General features: G+C 48.3%; 19 protein-coding genes. 8 read left to right on the plus strand and 11 right to left on the minus strand.

Annotation, left to right across the window (positions count from 1 at the left end):
- Positions 1-48: 48 nt before the first annotated feature.
- The 6 genes from MKY73_RS27715 to MKY73_RS27740 all read left to right on the plus strand — a co-directional run bounded on the left by MKY73_RS27715 (position 49) and on the right by MKY73_RS27740 (position 4,838).
- Positions 49-1,047, plus strand: coding sequence for an ABC transporter substrate-binding protein (locus MKY73_RS27715; RefSeq protein ID WP_339304627.1), 999 nt, complete (start codon positions 49-51; stop codon positions 1,045-1,047).
- A gap of 121 nt (positions 1,048-1,168) precedes the next feature.
- On the plus strand, positions 1,169-1,819 hold the full coding sequence (locus MKY73_RS27720) for a response regulator transcription factor (RefSeq protein WP_278297250.1): 651 nt from the start codon (positions 1,169-1,171) through the stop codon (positions 1,817-1,819).
- Positions 1,812-2,927, plus strand: coding sequence for a PAS domain-containing protein (locus MKY73_RS27725; RefSeq protein WP_339239187.1), 1,116 nt, complete (start codon positions 1,812-1,814; stop codon positions 2,925-2,927). The genes MKY73_RS27720 and MKY73_RS27725 overlap by 8 nt, the downstream gene beginning before the upstream one ends.
- Positions 2,928-3,195: 268 nt before the next feature.
- The gene (locus MKY73_RS27730; protein ID WP_062837151.1) at positions 3,196-3,690 is read left to right on the plus strand and encodes an Lrp/AsnC family transcriptional regulator; all 495 of its coding nucleotides are present in this window, start codon (positions 3,196-3,198) and stop codon (positions 3,688-3,690) included.
- A 12-nt stretch (positions 3,691-3,702) separates the two neighbouring features.
- Positions 3,703-4,290, plus strand: a complete 588-nt coding sequence (locus tag MKY73_RS27735; RefSeq protein WP_339304629.1) for a chromate transporter — start codon at positions 3,703-3,705, stop codon at positions 4,288-4,290.
- 2 nt (positions 4,291-4,292) lie between these two features.
- Complete coding sequence (locus MKY73_RS27740) at positions 4,293-4,838, plus strand: chromate transporter (protein WP_339239185.1); 546 nt, start codon at positions 4,293-4,295, stop codon at positions 4,836-4,838.
- Positions 4,839-5,357: 519 nt separating this feature from the next.
- Here the strand turns inward: MKY73_RS27740 and MKY73_RS27745 are convergent.
- On the minus strand, positions 5,358-7,733 hold the full coding sequence (locus MKY73_RS27745; RefSeq protein ID WP_339304632.1) for an Ig-like domain-containing protein: 2,376 nt from the start codon (positions 7,731-7,733) through the stop codon (positions 5,358-5,360).
- Positions 7,734-7,940: 207 nt separating this feature from the next.
- On the opposite strand from MKY73_RS27745, the gene MKY73_RS27750 reads away from it, so the two are divergent.
- Positions 7,941-8,546, plus strand: coding sequence for a class I SAM-dependent methyltransferase (locus MKY73_RS27750; protein ID WP_339304634.1), 606 nt, complete (start codon positions 7,941-7,943; stop codon positions 8,544-8,546).
- Between the two features lie 26 nt (positions 8,547-8,572).
- Here the strand turns inward: MKY73_RS27750 and MKY73_RS27755 are convergent, their stop codons facing one another.
- The 8 genes from MKY73_RS27755 to MKY73_RS27790 form a co-directional block, all read right to left on the minus strand.
- Positions 8,573-8,698 carry a hypothetical protein gene (locus MKY73_RS27755; protein ID WP_339304636.1) on the minus strand — a complete coding sequence of 42 codons (126 nt, stop codon included), beginning with the start codon at positions 8,696-8,698 and terminating at the stop codon, positions 8,573-8,575.
- A gap of 112 nt (positions 8,699-8,810) precedes the next feature.
- Positions 8,811-9,947 (minus strand): glycoside hydrolase family 88 protein, encoded by a 1,137-nt coding sequence (locus MKY73_RS27760; protein WP_339304638.1) that lies wholly within the window; start codon positions 9,945-9,947, stop codon positions 8,811-8,813.
- A gap of 104 nt (positions 9,948-10,051) precedes the next feature.
- Complete coding sequence (locus tag MKY73_RS27765; RefSeq protein WP_339304640.1) at positions 10,052-12,010, minus strand: glycosyl hydrolase; 1,959 nt, start codon at positions 12,008-12,010, stop codon at positions 10,052-10,054.
- Positions 12,003-13,994 carry a heparinase II/III family protein gene (locus tag MKY73_RS27770; RefSeq protein WP_339304642.1) on the minus strand — a complete coding sequence of 664 codons (1,992 nt, stop codon included), beginning with the start codon at positions 13,992-13,994 and terminating at the stop codon, positions 12,003-12,005. The genes MKY73_RS27765 and MKY73_RS27770 overlap by 8 nt, the downstream gene beginning before the upstream one ends.
- 297 nt (positions 13,995-14,291) lie before the next feature.
- The gene (locus MKY73_RS27775; protein ID WP_339304644.1) at positions 14,292-14,948 is read right to left on the minus strand and encodes an SGNH/GDSL hydrolase family protein; all 657 of its coding nucleotides are present in this window, start codon (positions 14,946-14,948) and stop codon (positions 14,292-14,294) included.
- Between the two features lie 301 nt (positions 14,949-15,249).
- Positions 15,250-16,053, minus strand: a complete 804-nt coding sequence (locus MKY73_RS27780; protein WP_339308781.1) for an NAD(P)-dependent oxidoreductase — start codon at positions 16,051-16,053, stop codon at positions 15,250-15,252.
- 110 nt (positions 16,054-16,163) lie between these two features.
- Positions 16,164-16,493, minus strand: a complete 330-nt coding sequence (locus tag MKY73_RS27785; RefSeq protein ID WP_062837141.1) for an AzlD domain-containing protein — start codon at positions 16,491-16,493, stop codon at positions 16,164-16,166.
- Entirely contained in the window at positions 16,484-17,188 is a 705-nt protein-coding gene (locus MKY73_RS27790; protein WP_339308782.1) for an AzlC family ABC transporter permease, read from the minus strand. Before MKY73_RS27790 ends, MKY73_RS27785 begins: the two co-directional genes overlap by 10 nt.
- Positions 17,189-17,634: 446 nt before the next feature.
- Here MKY73_RS27790 and MKY73_RS27795 point away from each other — a divergent pair, with 446 nt between their 5' ends.
- The gene (locus tag MKY73_RS27795) at positions 17,635-19,635 is read left to right on the plus strand and encodes a methyl-accepting chemotaxis protein (protein ID WP_339304646.1); all 2,001 of its coding nucleotides are present in this window, start codon (positions 17,635-17,637) and stop codon (positions 19,633-19,635) included.
- Positions 19,636-19,769: 134 nt separating this feature from the next.
- Here MKY73_RS27795 and MKY73_RS27800 read toward each other — a convergent pair whose 3' ends face one another.
- On the minus strand, positions 19,770-20,966 hold the full coding sequence (locus MKY73_RS27800) for a DUF2087 domain-containing protein (protein ID WP_339304648.1): 1,197 nt from the start codon (positions 20,964-20,966) through the stop codon (positions 19,770-19,772).
- Positions 20,967-21,234: 268 nt separating this feature from the next.
- Positions 21,235-23,208, minus strand: coding sequence for a methyl-accepting chemotaxis protein (locus MKY73_RS27805; protein ID WP_339304650.1), 1,974 nt, complete (start codon positions 23,206-23,208; stop codon positions 21,235-21,237).
- Between the last annotated feature and the right edge of the window lie 112 nt (positions 23,209-23,320).

Genomic DNA, 23,320 nt, shown 5'->3' on the forward strand with positions numbered 1-23,320 from the left:
GGAGGTTATATTGAGAAAGATAATCATTATTGATTGGGGAGAAGCAGAATGACAGGGGTTAAATCAAAATGGTGGACTGGGCTTATGTTCCTGGTACTGGTGATTGGAATTATTGGCTGCTCAGGCCAAGCCGCAGAAACGACAGAAAACAAACCTTCCTCGACTGCAGCTACAGAAGAGCAACCGGCAGACAGCGCCTCAGAAATGCAGGTCATATCCACCGCTAATGGAGACGTTGAAATCCCAGCGAACCCGCAGCGAATTGTGACGCAGGGTTACCTCGCTGATTTTCTCGCACTTGGCGTCAAACCAGTAGGCGCACCTGATTATGAGCTGGAAAGCCCTTATGTGCTTGATCTGGTTGAAGGCGTAGCAGACATTGGTCGTATTGACGGTGGTTCAGTGGAAAAAATTCTTTCACTTGAGCCCGACCTGATCGTCACTGTAGGTGGAGATGAGAAGCTGAATGAGCAATACCGCAAAATTGCACCAACCCTCATCATCCCTTATGGTACATACGACAATGTGCACGAGGAAATCACTGCTTTTGGAGAAATCTTAAACAAACAAAAGGAAGCCGCAGACTGGTTGTCCCAATTCGAAGTAAAAGTGAAGTCAGCCAAGGACTCCATTCAAGGGCTGGTCAAAGAAGGTACGACTTTCTCCAACTTCAGTCTTTTTGGTAAGGATTGGTATGTTAACGGAGATGGTGTCAACCGCGGTGGGCAAGCCATCTACCAACAGCTCGGACTGAAAGCACCAGACATTGTACAAAAGGAACTGATTGATCAGGATAAAGATACTGTAACTGTATCCGAGGAGAAACTGGCGGATTATGCCGGTGATTATATTTTCCTGGATTTATCCAATGGTGGTTCGCTCGATGAAACATCATCCGTCTGGTCATCCCTGGACGCCGTGAAGAACAATCGAGTGTTCAAGCTGGATGGGGAACGGTTCTGGCCATATGATCCTCTTGCCGTGGAGGCACAGGTTCAGGAAATTGCCAATATGATTCAGGAACGTTTCGGCCAAACAGAACATTAAGGTTTAATGTTTCTGTCCCACACGTTGAGTGAGAGAAGCTATTCGGAGATTAAAGCTCTGAATGGCTTCTTTTTTTGTTATGATATAGATAGAACTGAGGAAGCGGACAGGGGGAAATCATGTGATTCAACTATTAGTTGTAGACGACCATGTTGTCGTGCGATCCGGGCTGATTGCTTTACTTGAAGGAAAGAATGATATACATATCGTTGGGGATGCCGCAGATGGTGATGAAGCCATTGCCAAAGCTCAAGCATTGAAACCAGATGTGGTCTTGATGGATTTCAGCATGCCGCCAGGCAAAGACGGTCTGACCGCTACGGCTGAATTGAAGAAATTGATGCCGGATGTCTCCATTCTGATACTGACCATGCATGACGATGAAGAATATCTATTCCGAGCCATCCATGCGGGAGCATCGGGATATATACTCAAAAGTGCGCCGCATGAAGAATTGCTTGCCGCGATTCGTTCCGTAGCAGAGGGTAGCGCCTATCTGTACCCAAGTGCGACCAAACGGCTGATGAGTGAATACCTGGACAAAGCCAAACAGGAAAACGCCGGCCCGTATGACACGTTATCCGAACGGGAGAAAGAGATTTTGTCCTGGATTGCCAAAGGTTACGCCAACAAGGAAATCGCCGAACATCTGATCATCAGTGTCAAAACGGTCGAATCCCACAAAAGCAATCTGATGGAGAAACTTGGTCTGCGTACACGACCGGAACTGGTGAAGTTCGCCATGAAAAAGGGGTTGCTGAACTTTGAGTAGTGCACGCAAGAACAGACTAAGTGGACTCGCAGACCAGCCCGTACGCCTTCTGCTGAACGAAATCGATAATCACATTACGGATAATGAATTTCGCAGCAGGTTGAAGGGCTCCCTGCATCAACTGAGTGATCTGAAGTTTGCTCTGGATGAATCCTCCATTGTGGCCTTAACAGACCGCAAGGGGAAGATCCAGTATGTGAATGATAAATTCTGTGAGATCTCGCAGTATGAGCGCGAGGAACTGATCGGTAAGGATCATCGAATCATTAATTCCGGATACCATGGCAAAGCCTTTATGAAAAACCTGTGGGACACGATATCCTCAGGCAAGGTATGGAACGGGGAGATTCGCAACCGTGCCAGAGATGGCAGTTACTATTGGGTCAACACCACCATCGTGCCTTTCCTTGATAATGACGGCGAGCCATATCAATACCTGGCTGTACGTAGCGAGGTCACTAAGCTGAAATCTGTGGAAGGTGAATTGCAGAAGATGATGTCCCAGGTCATGAACATTCAGGAAGAGGAAAGACGCCGGATCTCGCGTGAACTGCATGACGGGATTGGACAGAGTCTCTTCTCTCTGGTGATTCAGATGGACCGATTGCTGGCAGACCAGCCTCACGCCGGAGTTGAAGCACTGCGTAAGCAGGTTACGGGTATTATGGAAGATGTACGCGGGATGGCATGGGAACTGAGACCATCCGTTTTGGATGACCTGGGTGTTGTTCCGGCAATTCGTACATATATTGAGAATTACACCCGTCACTACGGAATTGAAGTTGATCTGGAATGTAATCTGCGCAAACGGCTGGAGATGAACCGGGAGATCGCCATATACCGGATTATTCAGGAAGCCTTAACCAATGTCGCGAAGTATGCCGATGTTGCCGAGGCACGTGTTACCGTAGAAGACGCCGAGGACATGACGATGGTTATTATTGAGGACCAGGGTGCCGGATTCAGCGAAGCAACAGCTGGCAATGGCGTTGGGTTGTTCAGCATGGAAGAGCGTGCCCGTGGCGCAGGTGGAACGTTGAGAGTTTCTTCCGAGCCTGGTGAAGGTACAACTGTTACCCTTTTCCTGCCCAAGACAGCTCAGCGATAACCGGACCTGATTCGTATCGTGCCTGGCGTTACACTCCAGCTCTATCTGTTAACCGGCTGCTCGCCATTAGATTATGCGAGTGGCCTTTTTATATGGGATTGGTTAAAATGACAAAATGAAGGCTCAAAATCGGTTAAATTCAATAATCATGATAAATAGATTGACTCCAGTTACGATTCGTCATTAAACTATGAATGCCACATACACATTGTATGTTCAGTAAAATTTCAATGTTCATTTCATATAGCGAAAGAAAAGGATGGTCAACATGTCAGAGAAACGCTCCTCCAAAGGGGGAGAAATTCCGCAAATGTACAATCTGGACGAGATGGATCGCAAAATTATCGCCGCACTTCACAAGAATAGCCGGATATCCTATACGGACTTGGGTACACAGATCGGGTTGTCGCGTGTAGCTGTTCAGGCACGCATTAATGCGTTATCCGAAAAAGGAATCATCGAACGCTTCACCGTGGTGATCAACCCTGGCAAGGTTGGGCTCCAGGTCTCCGCCTTTTTCAATGTCGATGTGGAACCGCCCTTCCTGGATGAAGTCGCTGAGAAACTGGACGAAGAGCCTGCCGTTACCAGCCTTTATCATATGACAGGGCCTAGTACCCTACATATGCATGGTATTTTTGCAGATATGGAAGAGATGGAGCAGTTCTTGCTGGAGAAGCTCTATAAGATGCCAGGTATCGTCAAAGTGGAATCACAGTTATTGTTGAAACGCTATAAGAGCCGGATGGGCATGAGACTCTAGGAGGAAATCAGCATGGATTGGAAAGATTACAACGGTCTCGTCATCGGAATGGTACGAACCGGAATTCTCGGATACGGCGGCGGTCCTTCGGTTATTCCGTTGATCCGTTACGAAGCCGTTACACGTTACAAATGGGTCAGTGATGAGGAGTTCGGCGAGATTTTGGCTATCGCCAACGCCCTGCCGGGTCCCATCGCGACCAAGATGGCCGCATATCTCGGCTATAAAACCAAAGGTGTACTGGGCGCGATTGTGTCCGTACTCGCTCATATTTTGCCGACAAGCATTGCCATTATTGCTCTGCTCGGTTCCATGTACGCGCTGCGCGAGTCAAAAGTGGTTGCAGGCATGGTAGCCGCTGTTCGACCGGTTATTTTTGTCATGCTGGGCATGATGGCTTATGAATTTGCCATGAAAGCCTGGAAGGGGCTCGGCAAAGTTTTTGCCGCCCTATTCGGGGTGATTGCCTTTGTATCGTTACAGCTGCTGAACATCCATCCAGGGATTGTGATCGCGGTTTTCCTTGGATATGGTGTCTTCCATCTGGATCTGGTCCAGCGCTTCAAATCCAAAGGCAATTCCGATAAGGGGGTGTCCTAAGGATGCTCCAGACATGGTGGGAATTATTTTGGGGATTTTTCGTAGCAAACATATTGGGATATGGGGGCGGCCCGGCGTCCATTCCACTAATGCAGGAAGAGATTGTGAACCATTACCATTGGATGACCACAGAGCAATTCGGGGATGTGTTGGCGATTGGTAACGCCCTTCCCGGCCCGATTGCAACCAAAATTGCTGCATTCGTCGGGTATCACGTGGCGGGCTGGTTTGGGGCGTTTATCGCAACTTTTGCCACAATCGTACCTTCCGCAACCGCATTGATTTTATTACTTCGTCTATTGAACAAACACCGCACGTCACCGAAAGTCAAAGGTATGACTTTACTCGTGCAGCCTGTTATCGCTGTACTCATGATTCTGCTCACATGGGAATTCGGGCAGCTATCCACTGATTCCATCGGCATCTGGCAGACATTAATCATTGCCGGCATCTCGCTCTGGGTCATGACCAAGACCAAGCTGCATCCAGCCATTCTAATCGTGATCGCTTTTGCCTATGGTGCACTGGTGCTGTCCCATACGATGTAGTTATAGAAACATAGTGGGTAACTTTGGCGAATAGCAAGACTATGTTTATTTCCATTTTCATTTTCTAAGGAACCGAGGACATCTTATTTACTCTTATAATCCTCTTTTTAAATTGTAAGGAACATCAGACACGCTATATACCAAAATCACTTGAGAAAAGGGCTATAAAAGACTGCATTTTCCGATACAGCGTGTCTCAGATTCGTTAACGCAGACATCCCCTGTTTTAATCGTACGCGAGATGACGATACACTGGATCATGTTGGAATCGATAAAATCCTAGTGAAACGGAAAAAAACTCTGTTCATGCATGTCCATCTTTTGCGGCATCTCCATCGCTTGCTCGCATACTCGGGAAGCAGCGCATATGCCCGCACAGGATACGTTCAGGGCAGCTTCGGCTTTCAGCCAGGTTAGACATGCTCTAGTTTATAGACAAAAAACGGTGACCCCAGCGATCAAGCCGGGGTCACCGTTTTTTATATTGCGCGTTTCACGCTCACACATTGGGAAAAGAACTTACTTCGCTTCAACCACTACGGTTACTTTGGTTTTCACACCTGCAAATGTCACCGTAATCGTCGCTTTACCTTTACCATTCGCCTGGATAACGCCATCCTTCACCGATGCTGTCGCAATACGGGAAGATTTCCAGAGAGCCGGTTTGGATACATTGGCTTCACTGCCATCAGCATACGTCGCAGTAGCCGCCACAGTTACCTTTTCACCAGGTTTCATGGTCAACGTTACTTTATCCGTCTGCAAATATTTCAGTGTATCCACATCTACAGCAATTGTGACAGACTTGCTGCCGTATTTGGCTGTGATTTTAGCTTTACCTGAACCTGCAGCTTTGACTTTACCTTTAGTCACCTGAGCAACAGTGTACTTATTCGTTTTCCATTCTGCTTTATCGGTAACATCACGCTCGCTACCGTCGCTCAAGAAGGCCGTTACCGTCAGATCAGCTGTATCGCCTGATTTCAGGGACAGAGCCGGCTCGGAAGCTTCAATACGTGAGATGACATCCACTTCAACCTGAATCGTCACTTTTTTGGAGCCGTATTCTGCTGTGATGTTGGCTTTACCACTGCTGTTACCCGTGATCACGCCTTTTTTCACATCCGCTACACGTGCGTTACTGGATTTCCAGGTTGCTTCGGATGTAACATCCAGCGTGTTGCCGTCCTCATCCGTTCCTGTCAGAAGGATGTTCTGTGTTTCTTTGGCAGACAATACGACGAAGTTGACATCGGCTTCCAGTCCACTAGCCATGCCTACTTCAACAGGCATGGTCAGTGTTTTGCCTTCAATCTTCGCTGTGATGGTTGCTTTACCTGTAGCAACACCTGTGATAACCCCTTTGCTATCTACCTCAGCGATTTTGTCGCTGCTGCTGCTCCAGGTTGCATCTTCGGATACATCCTTGGATGTCTCACCGTAAATCGCCAGTACTTTGGCATTGGTCGTTCCACCCACAGCTACTGATGCTTTTTTCTTATCCATTTCATACTTGTCCGGAACGTCAACATTTACTGTAAATTTGGCTGTTTTACCGCCATAAGCTACAGTGATCGTCGCAGTACCGGATTTATATGCGATCAAATCGCCATTCGATACATATACAACATCGGCATTGCTTGAAGTCCACGTTGCTTTGGACGTTACCACTTCTGTGCTTCCATCAATATACTCTGCATTGGCTACCAATGTCTTGGACTTGTTATCACCCGTTACACTCATGGCGAGTTTTTCATTTACATCTTTGATATCCAGATATCTTGCCGTATCAACATCTACAGCAACTTCTACAGTTTTACCACTATAGGTTGCCTTGATCGTTGTTGAACCTGCACTAATGGCTGTAACTTGTCCCTTGAATACCGTAGCAACTTTCTCGTTGCTGGATGTCCAAGTCGCTTGATCCGTTACATTCACGTCGCTGCTATTTGGATACGAAGCCGTAAGAACGATATTAGCCGTTTTGGTGGTCTCGCTCAAACGGAAGAAAATGCTTTGATTTACCACACTCAGCTTGCTGGTCAGATCCACATCCACATCAACGGATACGGACTTCGTACCGTATTTGGCTGTAATCTTGGCAGAACCTGCCGAGTATCCTGTAATTTCACCTTTGAGAACGTCTGCAACCTTCTCATTGCTGGACGTCCACTCCGCCAGATCGGTTACATCTTTGGTTGTACCATCCGGATACGTAGCCGTCACTTTCACACTTTCACTTTTGTTCAACAACAGGTTAACCTGCTGTTTATCCACATCTACACGTTTAACCACTTCAACGTTAACATCCACCGTCACGCTTTGGCTGCCCACTTTGGCTGTGATTACAGCTGTACCCGCGCTTTGTCCAGTTACTTTACCATTCACAACGGTAGCAACCTTCTCATCACTGGTGGACCATTCTGCGGTATTTGCTGCTGTATTATTTGTTTCATTGTCACTATATGTTGCAGTCAAAATAATTTCTTTCGTGTCTCCCGTACGCAAGTCAAGACTTTGTACGTTTTTCGATAGAGCTTTGACTTTCTTCGTTACTTTCACTTGAACGGTCTGGCTCTGACCCTGGTACGCTGCGGTAATCGTAGCTGTACCTTCTTTTTTGGCTGTAATTGCACCATTATATACAGTTGCTATCGAAGTATCACTGGTACTCCAGGATGAGCTGATCGTTACGTTTGCCGACGTATTATCAGAGTATACCCCCGTTACCGTAACAGAACTGGAATCACCAACTTCGAGCGACATTTCATTCTTGGAAACCACAATTTTGGACAGTTCTTTGTCTGCCGCAGCGGCCAAGCCTACGTTGGATATACTCAGTATCAACACCAGCATCATCACCATGTACTTGGTCAATCTTGGCTTTAACATCATTTCCCCCCGATTATCATCATTTTTTTCCCTATGTTTAATGTCGGCAAGTGCTTTCCAGATGTTTAGACTTTCAGGAAACTTTCAGGGATTCTATGGAAATTAATTTATCTTCTATTCCTGTCTCAACCGTTCATACCTGCGAATAACGCGCATAACCTATGTATATTGACTGTCTTGAACTTCTTTTAACAGAATTGGAGGAAACCTATGCGTCAGCCTTTTGATTACATCGGGTATTGGGATAAAACATATCGTTCAGGTGAAACTTCCGGGAGAGGTTCATACGGGGTATTGGCTGAATTCAAGGCTGAAGTCGTGAATGGACTGATTCAACGCGAAGGTATTCATCGTGTCATTGAGTTTGGATGTGGGGATGGGAACCAGTTGCAATACATGAATTATGAGAACTACCTGGGCGTTGACGTCGCCGCTTCTTCGATAGAACGTTGTGCTTCCCAGTTTGCCAGAGATCCGTCCAAGAGCTTCATGCTGTATACACCAGGCCTATGGATTAACCGAGGTTTCCTGCAAGCCGATCTGACGGTCTGTCTGGATGTGTTATATCACATTACGGATGAAACCGATTTTCGCAATACCCTCTATGATGTTCTGCACGCTTCAACAGCATGGGTAGTGCTTTACACCCGTTTGAAAGAAAACGGCAACCCGGGGATTGATACAATCCAGGACCGTAATCTGTTCCATTATCTCTACGACTACCCGGATTTCAAGGTGCAGGAGATTATTCCGCAGCGATATCCCGATCAATCTTCTGCCGACTTTGTTATCCTGAGACGCACATCTTTGAAGTGAAAAGTGATTCTTTCAGTAGAGCATAGCTAATTCTGCACCCCAACCGGACCCGTATGAATGAGATATTCATACGCCAGATATTCATTTGTTTTCCTTCGATTATGTACACCATCCGCCTGTCCGCTCACCTCGATTGTCCATTCAAAGCTCAAGCTTGGGTATACTCCGTCTCCAATAGAAGGGATAGCGTTCCTGGTACTGGAGACAACCTTATGCGGACAGGTGATGATGGATTACAACTTTCTCAGTTCTCCATTCCTCTTTTTAAAATAACCCCTCACGCCCACGCAGCTTCGCCAGCGCTTCCATATAGAAATAATCGCCGTATATAATCGGCACATTCAGCCCTCGCCCTTCCGGGTAATGCACCGTTCCCTGCATGATCAGCCCTTCTTCCGCTGCCGAGTCGCCGGAGCTGTAGTGCTCATGCAAGCCGCGGACGATACGCTCTCCCGCGGCGGCATAGGTTTCCCCGCGTGGCGACAGCTTCGCCAGCTCCAGCAACCCGCTCGCGGCAATCGCCGCAGCGGACGAGTCCCACGCCACCTGATGCTCCGCAGGTGCGCGGAAATCCCACACCGGCACGATCTCTTCGCCAAGCATGGCGAGGAAAAAATCGGCCGCTCGCTCCGCTGTCTCCAGATATCGGGCTTCGCCCGTATACCGGAAAGACAGCGCAAACCCGTGCAGCGCCCAGGCGGTGCCCCGCGCCCAGGCGGAACCTGGAGCATGGCCCTGTCCGCCATGCTCACGCAGCTTCTGCCCCGTGTGTGGATCGAACTCCACCACGTGGCAGATGGACCCGTCAGCGCGGATGAATTCGCGCGCCACGGTGTCCGCATGTGCTTCCGCCAGCCAGCGGAAGCGAGGATCGCCGCTCTGCTCGGATGCCCAGTAGAGCAGCGGCAGGTTCATCATGCTGTCAATGATGGCTACGCCGCGCGTATCCATTGCTGACGAGCTGAAGTTCCAGGCGCGGATGAACTCACCGCGCACATGGAACCGGGCAGCGAGCAGGTTGGCGGCGAGCATGCCGCGCCGCCGTCCATCCGTGCTGCCCGTCTGGCGGTAGTTGGCTACGCCACTAAGCAGCCAGATGAACCCCAGATCGTGATCCACCGATTCGGGATCACGCAGACAACCTTCCAGCTGCCGCTCACAACTTTCGGCAATGCGATGCAGCGGAGCGACCGCTTCACTTTCCGGTGCATCCCCATAGACCAACCATAACAGGCCAGGCCAGAAACCTGCTGTCCACCACTCAGGATCATTCCGGTCATACGTCCCTTGCGGGGCAATGTGCGGAAATGTATCCTTGATCCGCTTTGCATTCCGAATCGTTTTGGCAGCTCCCTGTTGCCACGCTTCGTCGAGCCATTTTACCGACGTTGATGTGTTCATAAACATATCCCTCCCCGATTCAATACCGGACATCTCTGCTTGATGCTCCAGATCGATCTCAACTTATCTCTAGTGTCTTATGCCGTCACTACAATATCGATCAGTTAAATATCACTAACCTCACCCAATCGGACCGTAAAGGTCAGACTACGTGCTCCGTTCACTTCAATCCGCGCTTCTTTCAGCAACCCATTACGGGAAGCCACGGCCTGATCCTCCAGATGAATAATGGCTTCCTGATCCAGCGCTGTAGATTCGACATATGCCCCCCGATACGTAGTGCGCACACTTTGATCCGTATGGGTAATCACCGCCTGTTCACGACCATCATGGAACATCAACGGGATGAGTGCACCTGCCGCTACAATCTCCCCTCGGAATTCATACGTTATGGTCAGCAAGTCTGCCTGCTGCACATAGTGAGTGCGCAAGGTTTCAACACCAGGCAAGGGACCAACCCATGTCACAGCAAAAGAATTCTCCGAGGCGTTTACTGCCTCTTCTGCTGCTCGTTCCGCCATAAACCCCTCTACTTGATTCGGCGTATCCTGGCCCACTTTTTCATACACGATAGACCCACCTCCCTGAGCAGGGTCTAATCCAACATCCCGATCATATGCACCACCCGATGGAATACCCTCTGCAAGGCTGTGCCACACCCCATCTGGTGTCTTCCAGGCAGGACAGTAACTGAGTGGACGTACCATTCCTTCGGCAAATTCCGTGAACCCGGCCTGCACATGACTGGCAGCGGAAGGACCAATCAGACCAGGTAATCCTGTCTGCTGAATCCGTACCAAACCAGGAATTGTATATGGATCATTCATCGCTGTATGCAATACCATTTGCTGACCCGGTACGGAAACAATCACGGTTTCGAACCACCCATCGGTCTGCAACACTCGACTGCCCACCTCGGAAGGAAGATACACTTCGCTCACATCATCTCCCGGATCACTGAGACAGGCGTGGGCCAGTGCTGCTGCTGTCCACAGGTTGTAACACGTGTGGTTGGTATAGATCTCATACCCGTGGCGATCTTCTGGCGCGTATTCATTGCGCACGATTTTCAGGCGCCCATCATCCATTTTCCAACGCTTCACAGCAGCAAAACATTGATTAGCCGCACGGGCGAATGCACCTGCCATCACCGGATCTCCAGCCTCCAGAGCCTGCGTTGCATGTGTAGAACATACATAAGCTGCTGCCGCTTCATTCCACTGGTGCTGGGAGCTGCGACCACGCGGTGGAATCTCACCTAATGGCGAGAGCGTCAGTAGCGAGCTGAAGGCACCATGGCGCAGCTGCTCACGTAACCTATCGGCAGTGGCTCCCTCGTAACCCGCCTCAAGCATCACCCCAAGGTGATAACGGGTGGCAATATCATAGGAAAATGGACAATTCGGACGGTCCAGCGGTCCATCCTGATACAATCCAAGTGCCGTAAATCGGGGCAGATGATAGGCTTCCAGATAACGATCCATCCACGTTGTATCTTCACTTGCCAGCTGTTCATGCCACCGCAGATATTCGCCAGAGATCATAATGGCGTTCCAGTTAATCATGCGATTGGGATTATTCATGTTGCTCATCGTAAATACATAATCTTGTTCAGGATGGATCGTCTTGAGTGCCTCTGCCCAGATCTTGGCTTGTTCTGGCAGATGTGACTTCAACAACATGTAAGCCCTCATCATGAGTACCGGAAAAAAATCAGGGTGATTGTCGGGTGCGCTACGTTTGACCACGGCATCAATGCTCTGTGACAGGGCCGCCGCGGCAGAATCCAGCAGATCTGTACGTCCGGCATCAACCAGGACTGCCGCAGCCATCGCATAGGCTGGGGTAGAGTAATATCTCTCCACACCCGAGAACGGATCGATGATTGCACCATCGCTGTCCTGATACGGGGTGTAAGCGCGCACAATACTCTCCACAAGTTCCAGTTTACGATCCTGATTCCAGCCGTCTGCCGGAGCGGGGCCCGCTTGTTCTGCCAACGTCCGGTAACGTTTGAGTTCATCTTTCCATGGATACGTGGACGCAGATGTATATTCACTCATGCATGCTCACCTCGTTTTCTCCCATTTTCGGTTCAATGATGAAGCGTACCTCACATACCGTTTCAAGCGGATTAGGGCGTTCTGTCCGAACATCCGTCTCATCAATCACACCTGTCCATGATAGTGACGTCCGATAGAATGTGACGGGAACATTGTCATGATCAACTGTGTTCATAACCTCCGTAAAAACCTGCCACTGGTTCGCATCATACGTCATATGGACCGTTCCATGCACACCTTGCCAGCGAAGGTTACCACTACTCATCATTTCTGGCTGTACTCTGCTCATCCAGCGCTCCACTACGCTCGAACATCCTGCATCTGAATCATCCACCGAAGAGAATCGTTCTGTCGAAAGCATCATCCTGCTCTTCCATTGAAAACGGTCAATTAGACGCAATTCCGCCCCACTCCCGCTACCTTCAGAAGCCATCTTCCAATGAAATTGACGTGTATAACGAGCCAGTGAAGCAGCTCCAGGGTATGCGGATGTCAGATCCAATGTTGTATTCAGCTCACCGCTATCCGCTGCCAGTCTTGCCTCTAACACATGGGCTTGCGCTTGCCGGCCCGAGCTTTGCTCCTGGCGTTCAATGAGCGGAACGTTATGCCCGGATGACGAGATGTGGAACAGGTGCTCTCTGCCTGGTGCAAAATACGCTTGGGTATACAACCCTGCTCCCGGATCACACAGGATATTCTCACCACCGCAATGGATAATGAACTGACCCAGATCATTATGGTTGTGAGGTTCATCGTTATGTCCGCCTTTAACGGAAACAGCCACATGAAGGGGCGCGCCGCTGGAACGTTGGTTACCTGGAGAATCAAGCACACCTTTCGCAACCATCCAGCCCAGATTTTGAAAAATAAATCCTCGTTCAACCTGTCCAGAGGCTCCTTCATCACCATATACTGCCGGATTGCTCCACATTACGTTCCGAACTAGATGTGCCCAGCGATGACAGGGATCATCGGTAAGCAGTGGAATATGAAGCGGCAGATCTACCTGCAACCCCACCCGGGACGCGAGCAGCGAGAGTAATCCGGAAGGAATCTCTTCCTGCTCCGCACTGTCCGAATAGTTCACGAATGTGCCGCCCGACAGATGCACTCGCAGCGGGAAGGCTGCGATGGCTGCGATTTTGGAACCCGTCAGCAGATCCAGTTCGCCCTTACTGTACTCACGAAGCATCTCGGCATAATAGGTGAAATAACCAAATCCATATACCCAATATCCAATGCCTTCAGCACAGCCGCCATCCTCGCCATAACCACTCAGGAATGCGTTCATACAGCTGACCGTATGGGAGATTGATTCCCTTATTGTGGACTCATCCTTGAGCAGCAACAATGCGGCCATGCCGCAGCAGCCACCACACACCGCCGACCAATTGTGATCCGCTGTCTGCCAGTGGAACTTCTGCTGATCCCGGTAAAGCGGGCCGAAGATTCGCCGTTCTGCTTCACACCTGATCCGCTCTATGACAAGACGATCCAGCCGATCGGCGTGAATGGTCACCATCTCTGCCAGCATATGTACTGTCTCTGCGGCGAACAGATCGATGTTCCCATTCACCTGATCGACCTCTCCCGTACCCAGATGTGCGGGCAAACACCACGTATACTCACCACACACGTCCCACAACATTTCTTCCAGTGCTTGCAGCGCATCCGGCCTAGCCGAATCCAATGCGAGCATCGCCACAGCAGCCAACCTGCCCCTTCGATCGAAATAAGCCTGCTCATAGGCTTTCCGCTCACCCGTCTCGCTGAACTGGCGGTATAGACGGAACGATAAAGAAAGCAAGGGTTCCAACAAGGCGTGTTCACCATAAGCCTTCAAATCCGTGTACAACGTAGCCAATTCAGGCCGGAACAACTTCTCTCGTATTCTGTCGGCATCTAGGAAGCTTGCTGCTTTTCTTTCATTTCCACGTTGGTTTATATTTTCATTTTCGACTTCGTGAATGGAATCTTCCACTGGATTCACCACTCTTCGTTAATGGATTGTCATACCTATATATTATAATGTAATCGATTTCATTCTATCGGATATGATAGTACTTTTGAAGAATTATCCATTAGAATCCATTCCACCGCGTTATGCCCTTCTCCTTCCAAAACCAAAAAAAAAGGAGAACCCTCATCAGGTTCTCCGTTGCTTTCTGCCTGTCAACACAGGCTTTTGATGGCTATCTCATGTTCTTAGCTATCATATCATCAAAGAATTCTGAAACCCTTTAATGCTGCTGTCCATATCGCAACTGTCCGTTGTTTGTTACACAATTGCAAGCGGAGAATTCTGTACAACAGACAACCATTGGCATGCAATCAGCTCATGACCTGCCGCGGTTGGATGGACGCCATCCCATAACCAGTACGCTGCATCCGCATGTTTTAGAGCATCATTAAATGTCTGCTGCAATGGCACCCACACCGCTCCGAATTCTTCAGCAAGACCTTGAGCCAGTTTCTGATATTGACCGATATACGCTTCCCAGGCATCCCATTTCTCCGCGGTCGCTCCGGTATTCAGAATAAACGGTTCCATCAAAACCAGCCCCGTATTCGGCATCACTTCCCGTGTTTCTTCGAGCAAATGGCGATACGCCCGTCCGAAACGATCCGTTACTCCGCTAGGTTCACTATTCATTGTGCGCCAAGCATCATTCACCCCAATCAGGATGCTGATCAGGTCCGGTGCTAGACTAATGGTATCCTCATTCCAGCGTGCGTACAGATCAGATGCCCGATCCCCACTGATGCCTCTGTTATAGAAGGTCTTATGTTTGCCCGCCAGTTCCATACCCAGTTTGCTGGAGATCAGATACGCATATCCGTGTCCGAGAAAATGATTTGGATCATCATTGCGTGATCTTCCCCCATCTGTAATCGAGTCTCCCTGAAACAATATAACGGATGGACTTGTACTCATGATTGAAATCGTTCCTTCCTCTTGTGCAAAATGGAAACACTGAACACCCCAGTCTCCATTTTATCCCTTTCGGTCACAATAGAAAATAGCGTTTTCATCACTGTATAAGTTGAACTACTATATTTACACTGACACTACGATGACAGAACAACCTTCCAATCGCTGTTATCCCCAGATTTTTTGATTCCCTTTTTCTGAAGGGTAAACTCCGAGGATAAAGGCGAACGCTTCGCTTTTTCAGGTTTTTTCTGCCCTCTCCGTTATCGTGTAGATGATTAATTCATCTTATATAGATACCCATCTATGAAGATTCCGGTTCCGGTTCTTTCTCCACATGGCCTCCGCCCTGAAAGGCTGTCTCATTCTGTTTATCGGGTACGCCCCTAAGTTTTGCTTCTTCCCACAACTCCGCTGCATCATCCTGTGGAATGTATCCAATCTTCTCCGCCAGGTAGCCAATGTCATAGTAATTGTCCGTATTCGCCGAGGTTCCATACAGATTCAAATACTTCATATCCGAATCCGCTTCAATACAGCACTCGGCAAGCTGAACCATGTCTCTTGGTGAGATCCAAATATGAGCCGAGCGCTGCGAGTGCGGGTATGTATCACCAGAGAAGTTTCCAATCCGAATATTGAAGGAGGACAGATCATATTTGTCGACATAATAACGTCCCAGCAGTTCAATATAACATTTGCTAAGTCCGTAGAAGCTGTCCGGTCGGTACGGATCGTCCACTTCAATATCCTCACCTGTAGGATAGAATCCTGTCGCATGATTGGAACTTGCAAAGATCACTCGCTGAACACCGTTCAACCGTGCTGCTTCATACACATGGTAGGCTCCGGTTACGTTGATCGGCAGAACTTTGCCCAGAAAATCTTCCTCATCCTTAGCCCATGCAATGTGCAGAACCGTGTGAACCCCCTGCATCAGTTCTTTCAGACGTTCCCCGTCTGTCACATCCATGGCTACAATGCCAGCTTCCTCATCCTCACGCAGATCCGCTGCAACGATATCATACGTACCCTTGGCTCTCAGCCCCTCCAACAGACTGCGACCAATGACTCCGGCAGCTCCCGTAATTAACAGCTTGCGCTTCAGTTTACTCATGAATCCAGCTCCCTTCGCTCAGATAGGCTATCTATCCTTTATAGAACAGTATTAACCGATCAGGCGAAGGAATTACCGGATGTAATAATACAAACAAGCTATTATCCGATCCAGTATCGCAAGATCATCATAGCCACAATACCGACCAGTACGGTTCCAAGCAGACTGCGTGTCCAGATTGCTACTGCAATCGTCGGCAGGGAAGCCCACAGAGCTGCATTATGCGTAATCGGCACCAACTGGTTGTCCGACATGAACAGTTCCTGACCAATCAATGCTGCCATGACTGCAACGGGTACATACTCCAGCCAACGCAACAACCACATGGGAATCTGTATCTTGCTGAACAGCATCAGTGGCAGTACACGCGGGATAAATGTTAACAGCGCCGACCCCATAATAATCCAGAATACATCCCATCTTACTTCCATCGTTCCATGAACACTCCCATCGTTGCCGCAATGACCGCAGCCACAATGACACTCATGCTGCCTAGTGAAGCCATGCTGGCGAAGATTACACAGACCACAGCGATGATCGCCACATTGATATGTATTTTTTTGTTTTTACGATGCACCAATTGGAGTACAACCAGTCCAATAAACATCGCTGGCAGGGCATAATCCAGACCCAGTCGTTCCGGATTGGTGATCCAGCGTCCAAAGTACGCTCCCGCCATATTAGCCACGAACCAATTCAGATAAGCGGTAATATTCAGACCGTGCATCCACCGTTCGCTAAGCCTTTCCCTGCCAATCGCCCGTGTCATCGCCACGCCGAAAGACTCATCCGTAAGCAATGAACCGATCCACATATTTTTAAGCGGGGTCAGATGCCGAAAATACGGTGATACAGCTGCGCTCAGCAGCAAATGACGAAGATTCACAAAAAATATGGTGAATATGATAGCTACTGCTGACCCATTCGATGCGAGCATGCCCGCCGCAATGAACTGGGCCGATCCTGCATATAGAATCAGGCTGAGCAGCGCCGTTTCCGCCAGACTCAGACCTGCGGTCATTTCAATGACACCCGCTGCAAAACCTATGCTCAAATAACCAAGCAAGGTTGGGATACAATCTTTGACCCCCTGCATGAATGTAGCATGATCCTGGACCTCTTTCATGCTCTCCTGTCCAGATATCTGTAGTGTACTTTGGTCCAACTGCGGTACAACCCCTCTCCAATTTTTGTCTCCATCAACCGATATATATGGATGTAGATCCATATAGGTCCATTCTTCATGAAAGCAACTTCTTTGTGTATTCAACATGATCAGTTACATGCCTTGTGGATTTCGTAATTTGCAAAATTTCAATTCACATTAATTTAGAAATATACCACAAGATGTGCACTAACGGAGAGACAGATTCTTTTTATAGAACAGATGTAATCCTAAATACCTATAAAACCGAAAAATATTTTCATAAAACTCATAAATAATGTTGAACAAACTCGAATTTTGTCATACGATAGCACCAGAAACATCTGGAAAGGATGGAATGAACTATCTTTTACCAGATTGACTTGTCCACCAGACATAGGGATGGGTTACACAGAGGGGGAATGTGTATGAAGAAGATTAATAAACAAAGGGCCAGAAGAACGCTGCAGATGAGAGAGAAACTGATTCTGTCATTTGCCATTGTTCTACTCATTCCCACAATCAGTCTGGGCATTATCTCGTTCCAAACCGCCGAGGCCAAGGTCGAAGAGAAAATGTATGAGAACGCAATTAGCAATGTTACTGTGCTCAACCAGACCATTGATCAGATCATTGGCGCAACACGTAAGAATGTTGATTTCTTGGCAAGTCAGCTGGATGCAGGCAATGTTGGACCGAACCAAGGTGACGAGACGGATACCATACGTACCTTGCTTGACGCGTATAAGGAAACCCATGATGACGTGGAACTTGCCTCCATCGGCACGGATCAAGGCGTGTATATTAACTCCCCTGTAACTGCGGTGAACAAAGAAGGATACGACCCGCGCGAACGCCCGTGGTATCAGGCTGCTACGCAGAACAAAGATGTCCCTACCGTAATCACCCCCTACATATCAAGCAATACCGGCAATGTTGTTGCTTCGGTAGCTCAGACCTCGGCAGATGGACACGGTGTCGTCTCTGTAAGTCTTTCGCTTGAGGCCCTCTCCCAGACGGTTAATTCCACCAAGATCGGTGAGAAGGGGTATGTTTATATCATTGATAATGCCAACAAAATCATTGTACATCCTACCGAAAAACCGGGAACCGAAGGAACCATGGAACCCTATAAAGATATTTTTGCACAGAAGAACGGAAGTCTGACTTATACGCTAAACGGAAACCAGGAACACGCCTTTTTCTCCACTAATGAAACGACAGGCTGGACCGTAGTCGGTGTCATTGATAGTGGTGAAGTAACGGCATCTGTCCGGCCTATCTTGTACACCACCCTTATCGTTATTGCGATTGCGATCGCTGTAAGCTCCATCATTATTTTCTGGATAGTGCAATCTATCACCAAACCGCTGAACCGCTTGGTGAAGGCATCTGACGAGATTAGTAATGGTAATCTGACCATCGAGGTTGCTGTATTGGGACAGGATGAATTCGGCAAGCTGAGCACCAGTTTCAATAAGATGAGTGAATCCTTGCGAACCGTTATTCAGGACGTGCGACACACGGCTGACGAGTTAACCACCTCTTCCACACAGTTGGCAGTCAATTCATCCGAGACAACCAAAGCCACAGAGCAAGTTGCCCTGATCACGGAAGAATCTGCAGCTGGACTTGAGAAACAAACCAGCAGCCTGAAGCATACGGCACAGCAGATGAATGAGCTTGCTGGAGGTGTGGGACAGGTAACGAACAGCACACAGCAAGTATCCGAAGCTGCCATGCAAGCCAGTGAACTCGCGGATAAAGGAAATGCTACCATTCAGACGGCCGTATCCGAGATGGATTCCGTCAGTCGCTTCGTGCAAGGTATGGCAGATACTGCTGGACGACTTAAACAGCATTCCACATCTATTGGCGAGATGGTTTCGGTCATTACAGACATCGCTGCACAGACCAATTTGCTTGCGCTTAATGCTTCCATTGAAGCAGCTCGTGCAGGTGAGCATGGACGTGGCTTCTCCGTTGTTGCCAGCGAAGTCCGCAAGCTCGCGGAACAATCCAGCCTGTCCGGTCAGAAGATCGTAGAGATGGTCGGAGCGATTCAACAGGAGATTGCAATGGCTAATCACAATGTACAGATCGGGCAACAGGATGTTAGCAACGGTATTCGTGCCGTTCAGTTTGCAGATGAAGCTTTTGCCCAGATCAGTCAGGCCGTCGGGGTCGTCAATCATCAGCTTGAGAACATTGCAGCTGCCTCACAGCAGATGTCTGCAAGTACGGCAGAAGTGGTGCAATCCATTGATCAGATCCACGCGATATCGGAAACCAATGCCGATGGAACAGAGAACATCTCCGCTGCTACGGAGGAGCAGGTGGCCTCCATGCAGGAGATTTCTTCCTCTGCTGATTCCCTTGCCCATCTGGCTCATAAGCTTCAGAAGCTGGTGGAACAATTCAAGCTGTAATCGTTATCGTGTAAAAGATTAGTTCAACTTATATAATAGGTAGTCTGTAACACCGAAAGCCCCTTTGCCAATATGATGGCAAAGGGGCTTTCGGTGTTATAAGGTCAGGCATTTTAGAGAGGAAAATGTCCCGCTTATTCAGCAGATGGCTTTTTATCTCCGTGGTACCCTTGATCTCCATACGGCTCTAACTGTTCAAACCAACGGTTCAGACATTTGGCGAGTGCATCTTTGGGATCGTAATATGGGTTATCATCTGGCTTCAATGTCTCCAAGACTTCGATCACAAACGCATTTTCTCCATATTCATTCCATTCAGCCTGCAACCTCCGATTCAGATGGCTACCCATCTGTAGCATAAACCGTTGTCCGTTAATGGTTTTCAAGTTAAGCGTGCTGTCGATATAGACTTTGTTGTTACGTTCATTCCGAATCTGGTAGACACCTGCTTCCGTTTTGACTTCCTTCGCCTGTTCCTGCAATTCTTTGCGACGATTCATCTTCTCCTGCTCCCCCTTTTCTTTGCGTTCCTGTTTTCCATCTCCGGCACTCTGTTCATCTGCGCGGCTTCCCATCCAATACTGACTGCCGTCTGACTCACGTTTGAGCAAACCATAGTCGATGAGATACCTCCGTATTTCCACGTAATCATCATGAACTTCCTTCAGCAGCTCATTGACCTGTTTTTCGGAATATTGGCGCTCTGGATCGAATCGTTTGGCTATCTCGGTGAGCACGATATATTTATGCTTTTGCTGCATATGAAACGTCGTCAGTGGACCGCCAGTACCCTCCGGAAAATATTTATTCAGCACCTTCTGCCGATCCTGTTCTGTAATATCAAATGAGCCAGGATGGATCGTATGCTCATGTCTTGTCACCGGTGACACCCATTCGGCTGGAGCCTGGGTATCCTTACTCTTGAGAAGTTCCATTAATGCCAGGAATATCTTGGCCTGCCGCTCCTTCTCCTTCAATACAAACCGATGATTCCGGATCGTGGAAGCACTCCCAATACCCAGGGCCTTCTGTACTTCAGCATCCTTCTTCCCTTCATAAAACTGAGCCAGCAAACCACGCTGGACATCAGACAATCCGGTTACGCTTTTATCCAGCTCCAGCAAATACTCAAATACCGACCCATGAACCTTCTCGATATGCACACGCATATAACGGGCTGCCTCATAGAGCACCCCTTCTTCAGGGTAGATAATCCCCGCTTCCGTCCTGTATCCACAGCAGACGCATACATAGACGGGACCTTCCTCCAGATAACCACGCTTGATCTCTTCCAATGAAGCGGTTTGCAACCAGGTTTCCGATGATTTCATGGTAAAACTCCTCTTATTGTTATGGTCATTTTAACCGAATAAAATTTAACTTAATATATTAATGTTTGTCTATTTATAGACATATTATTATTTTGTTTGTAACATGTCAACTTAACTGAAAAGAAAGCTGTGTTTAAGGACATCACGGTCACCCCTTGTTTAACAAAAAAAGACCGCAGGGTCGTAACCCTGCAGTCTCATCGCAGAAAGGGCATTTCAGCACCTTCCCTAAACATGTATCCTCATCATCGGCTCACTTCAATCACAATTACAACTTAAACCGTTCAATCATGCTTTGCAGATCTTCAGCCATACGTGACAATGCTGCCGAAGATGCTGCAACCTCTTCCATGGTGGCCAGTTGCTCTTGAGCTGCCGCCGATCCATCTTCCGTTCCAGAGGCAATTCTGTCTGACAGAACCATTGTATCACTTACCGCCTTGTTGATATGACTCATGCCGCCATCAATCTGACGGGAAGCGGCGGATACTTCCCCAGCTTGTGCAGCCACCAACTGAACCGCAGTACGAATGTTCTGGAATGCTTCGCCCGCTTCGGTAACCATCTGCGAACTCTTCACCATACCTTCTCCCGTACGGGCAAAGGTCGATTGCACTGCATTGGTTTTCTCCTGCATCTCGTGCATAAGCTCATTAATGCGCTCTGCTGAAGCGCCTGAACTGTGAGCCAATGTTTTCACTTCGTTGGCTACAACAGCGAATCCTCGTCCTTGCTCGCCAGCTCTTGAAGCTTCAATGGACGCATTCAATGCGAGGATGTTCGTTTGTTTGGCAATGGCCGTAATCTCAGCCACAATCACAAGAATCTCTTCATTTTTCGCGCGCAGATCCTCAATGACCACAGACATGGCCTTGCTCTCGTCATTCACCTGCTGAATATGGGTAACCGCTTCTTCCACGGTAACCATACCCGCTTCCGACTTGGTGGAAGCATCAAGAGCAATACGAGCGGTGTCCTCAGCACTGGATGAGATCTCTTTGACTCCAATGGACATCTCACCCACAAGTTGACCTGTAGCAGCGAGACTATTGTTCTGCAAAGTTGTTCCTGCAGCTGCATCCTGCATCAATTCAGCCACCTGTTCTGTAGCTTTGGATGTCTGCTCGGAACTTGCCATCAGCTCTTCCGAAGATGCTGCCAGCTGGCTTGAAGTATCATGCACCTCTCCAAGCACACTGCGTAATGAAGTCGTCATCATATCGAAGCTCTCTCCAAGCTGTCCGAACTCATCCTTGCGCTGCAAGCCTACACGAACGGTTAGGTCACCTGCACTTACTTGCGATGCTGCCTGTGTTAGCTGTAGTAATGGCCGATGAATGCTGCGAATAATGAACACAAGCAGAATCAACCCAATAACCATTGCAGATGCCACGATTGTAATTGACCGGATTAGTATAGGCATAACGGCTTCCGTTGCTTCCGAAGGAACCATCTCGCCAACAATTTTCCAACCTGTCACCGGATTGGTGAAATACACTGCTTCCACTTCTTGACCCTCATATGTATACTTCACGGTTCCGCGTTCTTTCGTATACATCTCATTGATGTAAGGTTCATTAGACTGTGTACCGGATTCGATATTGTAGTGGAACAGGAATTTACCCCCGTTATCCAGCATATACAGTTTTCCCTCTTTACCGATGCGAATCTGATCAACGGATTCTTTCAGATGATTGAGACTGACATTGGCCCCGAATACCCCTTTGCCATCGGCCAGCTTGACCGCCGCGGTCACAACCCATTCCCCCGTCGAAGCCGATTGGAATGTATCTGAAATTACAGGTCCATCCTGAGACATGCCCATCTTATACCATGAACGTTCACGAGGATCATAATTCTGTTCCTCGGATTGTGGGGATTTCATCCAGCTGCCATCTTCCGCACCTGCGGTGAGTACACCCAATTCCTTATGATTCTGAGACATCCGATCCATCTGCCTTTGCAGCGCAGGGGATTTGTTAATAATATCGTTTGAAGTCATACCCGCCGCCATCTGCGCTGCGTTATCCTTCTCCATATCCAGCATTTGATTTATCTGCAGACTAAGCATTTCTGTTTTGGCCTGTGCGGAACGAATAATTTCCATCCTAACCTGGTCAGCAGCTTTTTGATAAGACAACCAACCAACGGTAATGCTCGGTACAATCAGGAACAGGAGTAATGCAGCGACCAGGCGTTTTTTTACGGTTAAAGTAAACCAGTTTCGAATCCTTTTCTTCATCTAACTATCCCCCATCATAATCTTCACCCATCCTTTTATCGGACAATCGCTGTAAAAATATTATGTATATATACTAAATTGGTACAAATTTAATCTAAATCATCTGATCAGA

The organism is Paenibacillus sp. FSL R5-0519 (genome assembly GCF_037974275.1).
GTDB lineage: Bacteria > Bacillota > Bacilli > Paenibacillales > Paenibacillaceae > Paenibacillus.

Excerpts from the sequence above, each read along its gene's own strand:
- MKY73_RS27715 (WP_339304627.1), top strand. The coding sequence starts at position 49 with ATGACAGGGGTTAAATCAAAATGGTGGACTGGGCTTATGTTCCTGGTA.
- MKY73_RS27775 (WP_339304644.1), bottom strand. The coding sequence starts at position 14,948 with ATGAGTACAAGTCCATCCGTTATATTGTTTCAGGGAGACTCGATTACA.
- MKY73_RS27735 (WP_339304629.1), top strand. The coding sequence starts at position 3,703 with ATGGATTGGAAAGATTACAACGGTCTCGTCATCGGAATGGTACGAACC.
- MKY73_RS27790 (WP_339308782.1), bottom strand. The coding sequence starts at position 17,188 with ATGAAAGAGGTCCAGGATCATGCTACATTCATGCAGGGGGTCAAAGAT.
- MKY73_RS27745 (WP_339304632.1), bottom strand. The coding sequence starts at position 7,733 with ATGATGTTAAAGCCAAGATTGACCAAGTACATGGTGATGATGCTGGTG.
- MKY73_RS27740 (WP_339239185.1), top strand. The coding sequence starts at position 4,293 with ATGCTCCAGACATGGTGGGAATTATTTTGGGGATTTTTCGTAGCAAAC.
- MKY73_RS27760 (WP_339304638.1), bottom strand. The coding sequence starts at position 9,947 with ATGAACACATCAACGTCGGTAAAATGGCTCGACGAAGCGTGGCAACAG.
- MKY73_RS27785 (WP_062837141.1), bottom strand. The coding sequence starts at position 16,493 with ATGGAAGTAAGATGGGATGTATTCTGGATTATTATGGGGTCGGCGCTG.
- MKY73_RS27765 (WP_339304640.1), bottom strand. The coding sequence starts at position 12,010 with ATGAGTGAATATACATCTGCGTCCACGTATCCATGGAAAGATGAACTC.
- MKY73_RS27750 (WP_339304634.1), top strand. The coding sequence starts at position 7,941 with ATGCGTCAGCCTTTTGATTACATCGGGTATTGGGATAAAACATATCGT.
- MKY73_RS27800 (WP_339304648.1), bottom strand. The coding sequence starts at position 20,966 with ATGAAATCATCGGAAACCTGGTTGCAAACCGCTTCATTGGAAGAGATC.
- MKY73_RS27795 (WP_339304646.1), top strand. The coding sequence starts at position 17,635 with ATGAAGAAGATTAATAAACAAAGGGCCAGAAGAACGCTGCAGATGAGA.
- MKY73_RS27730 (WP_062837151.1), top strand. The coding sequence starts at position 3,196 with ATGTCAGAGAAACGCTCCTCCAAAGGGGGAGAAATTCCGCAAATGTAC.
- MKY73_RS27805 (WP_339304650.1), bottom strand. The coding sequence starts at position 23,208 with ATGAAGAAAAGGATTCGAAACTGGTTTACTTTAACCGTAAAAAAACGC.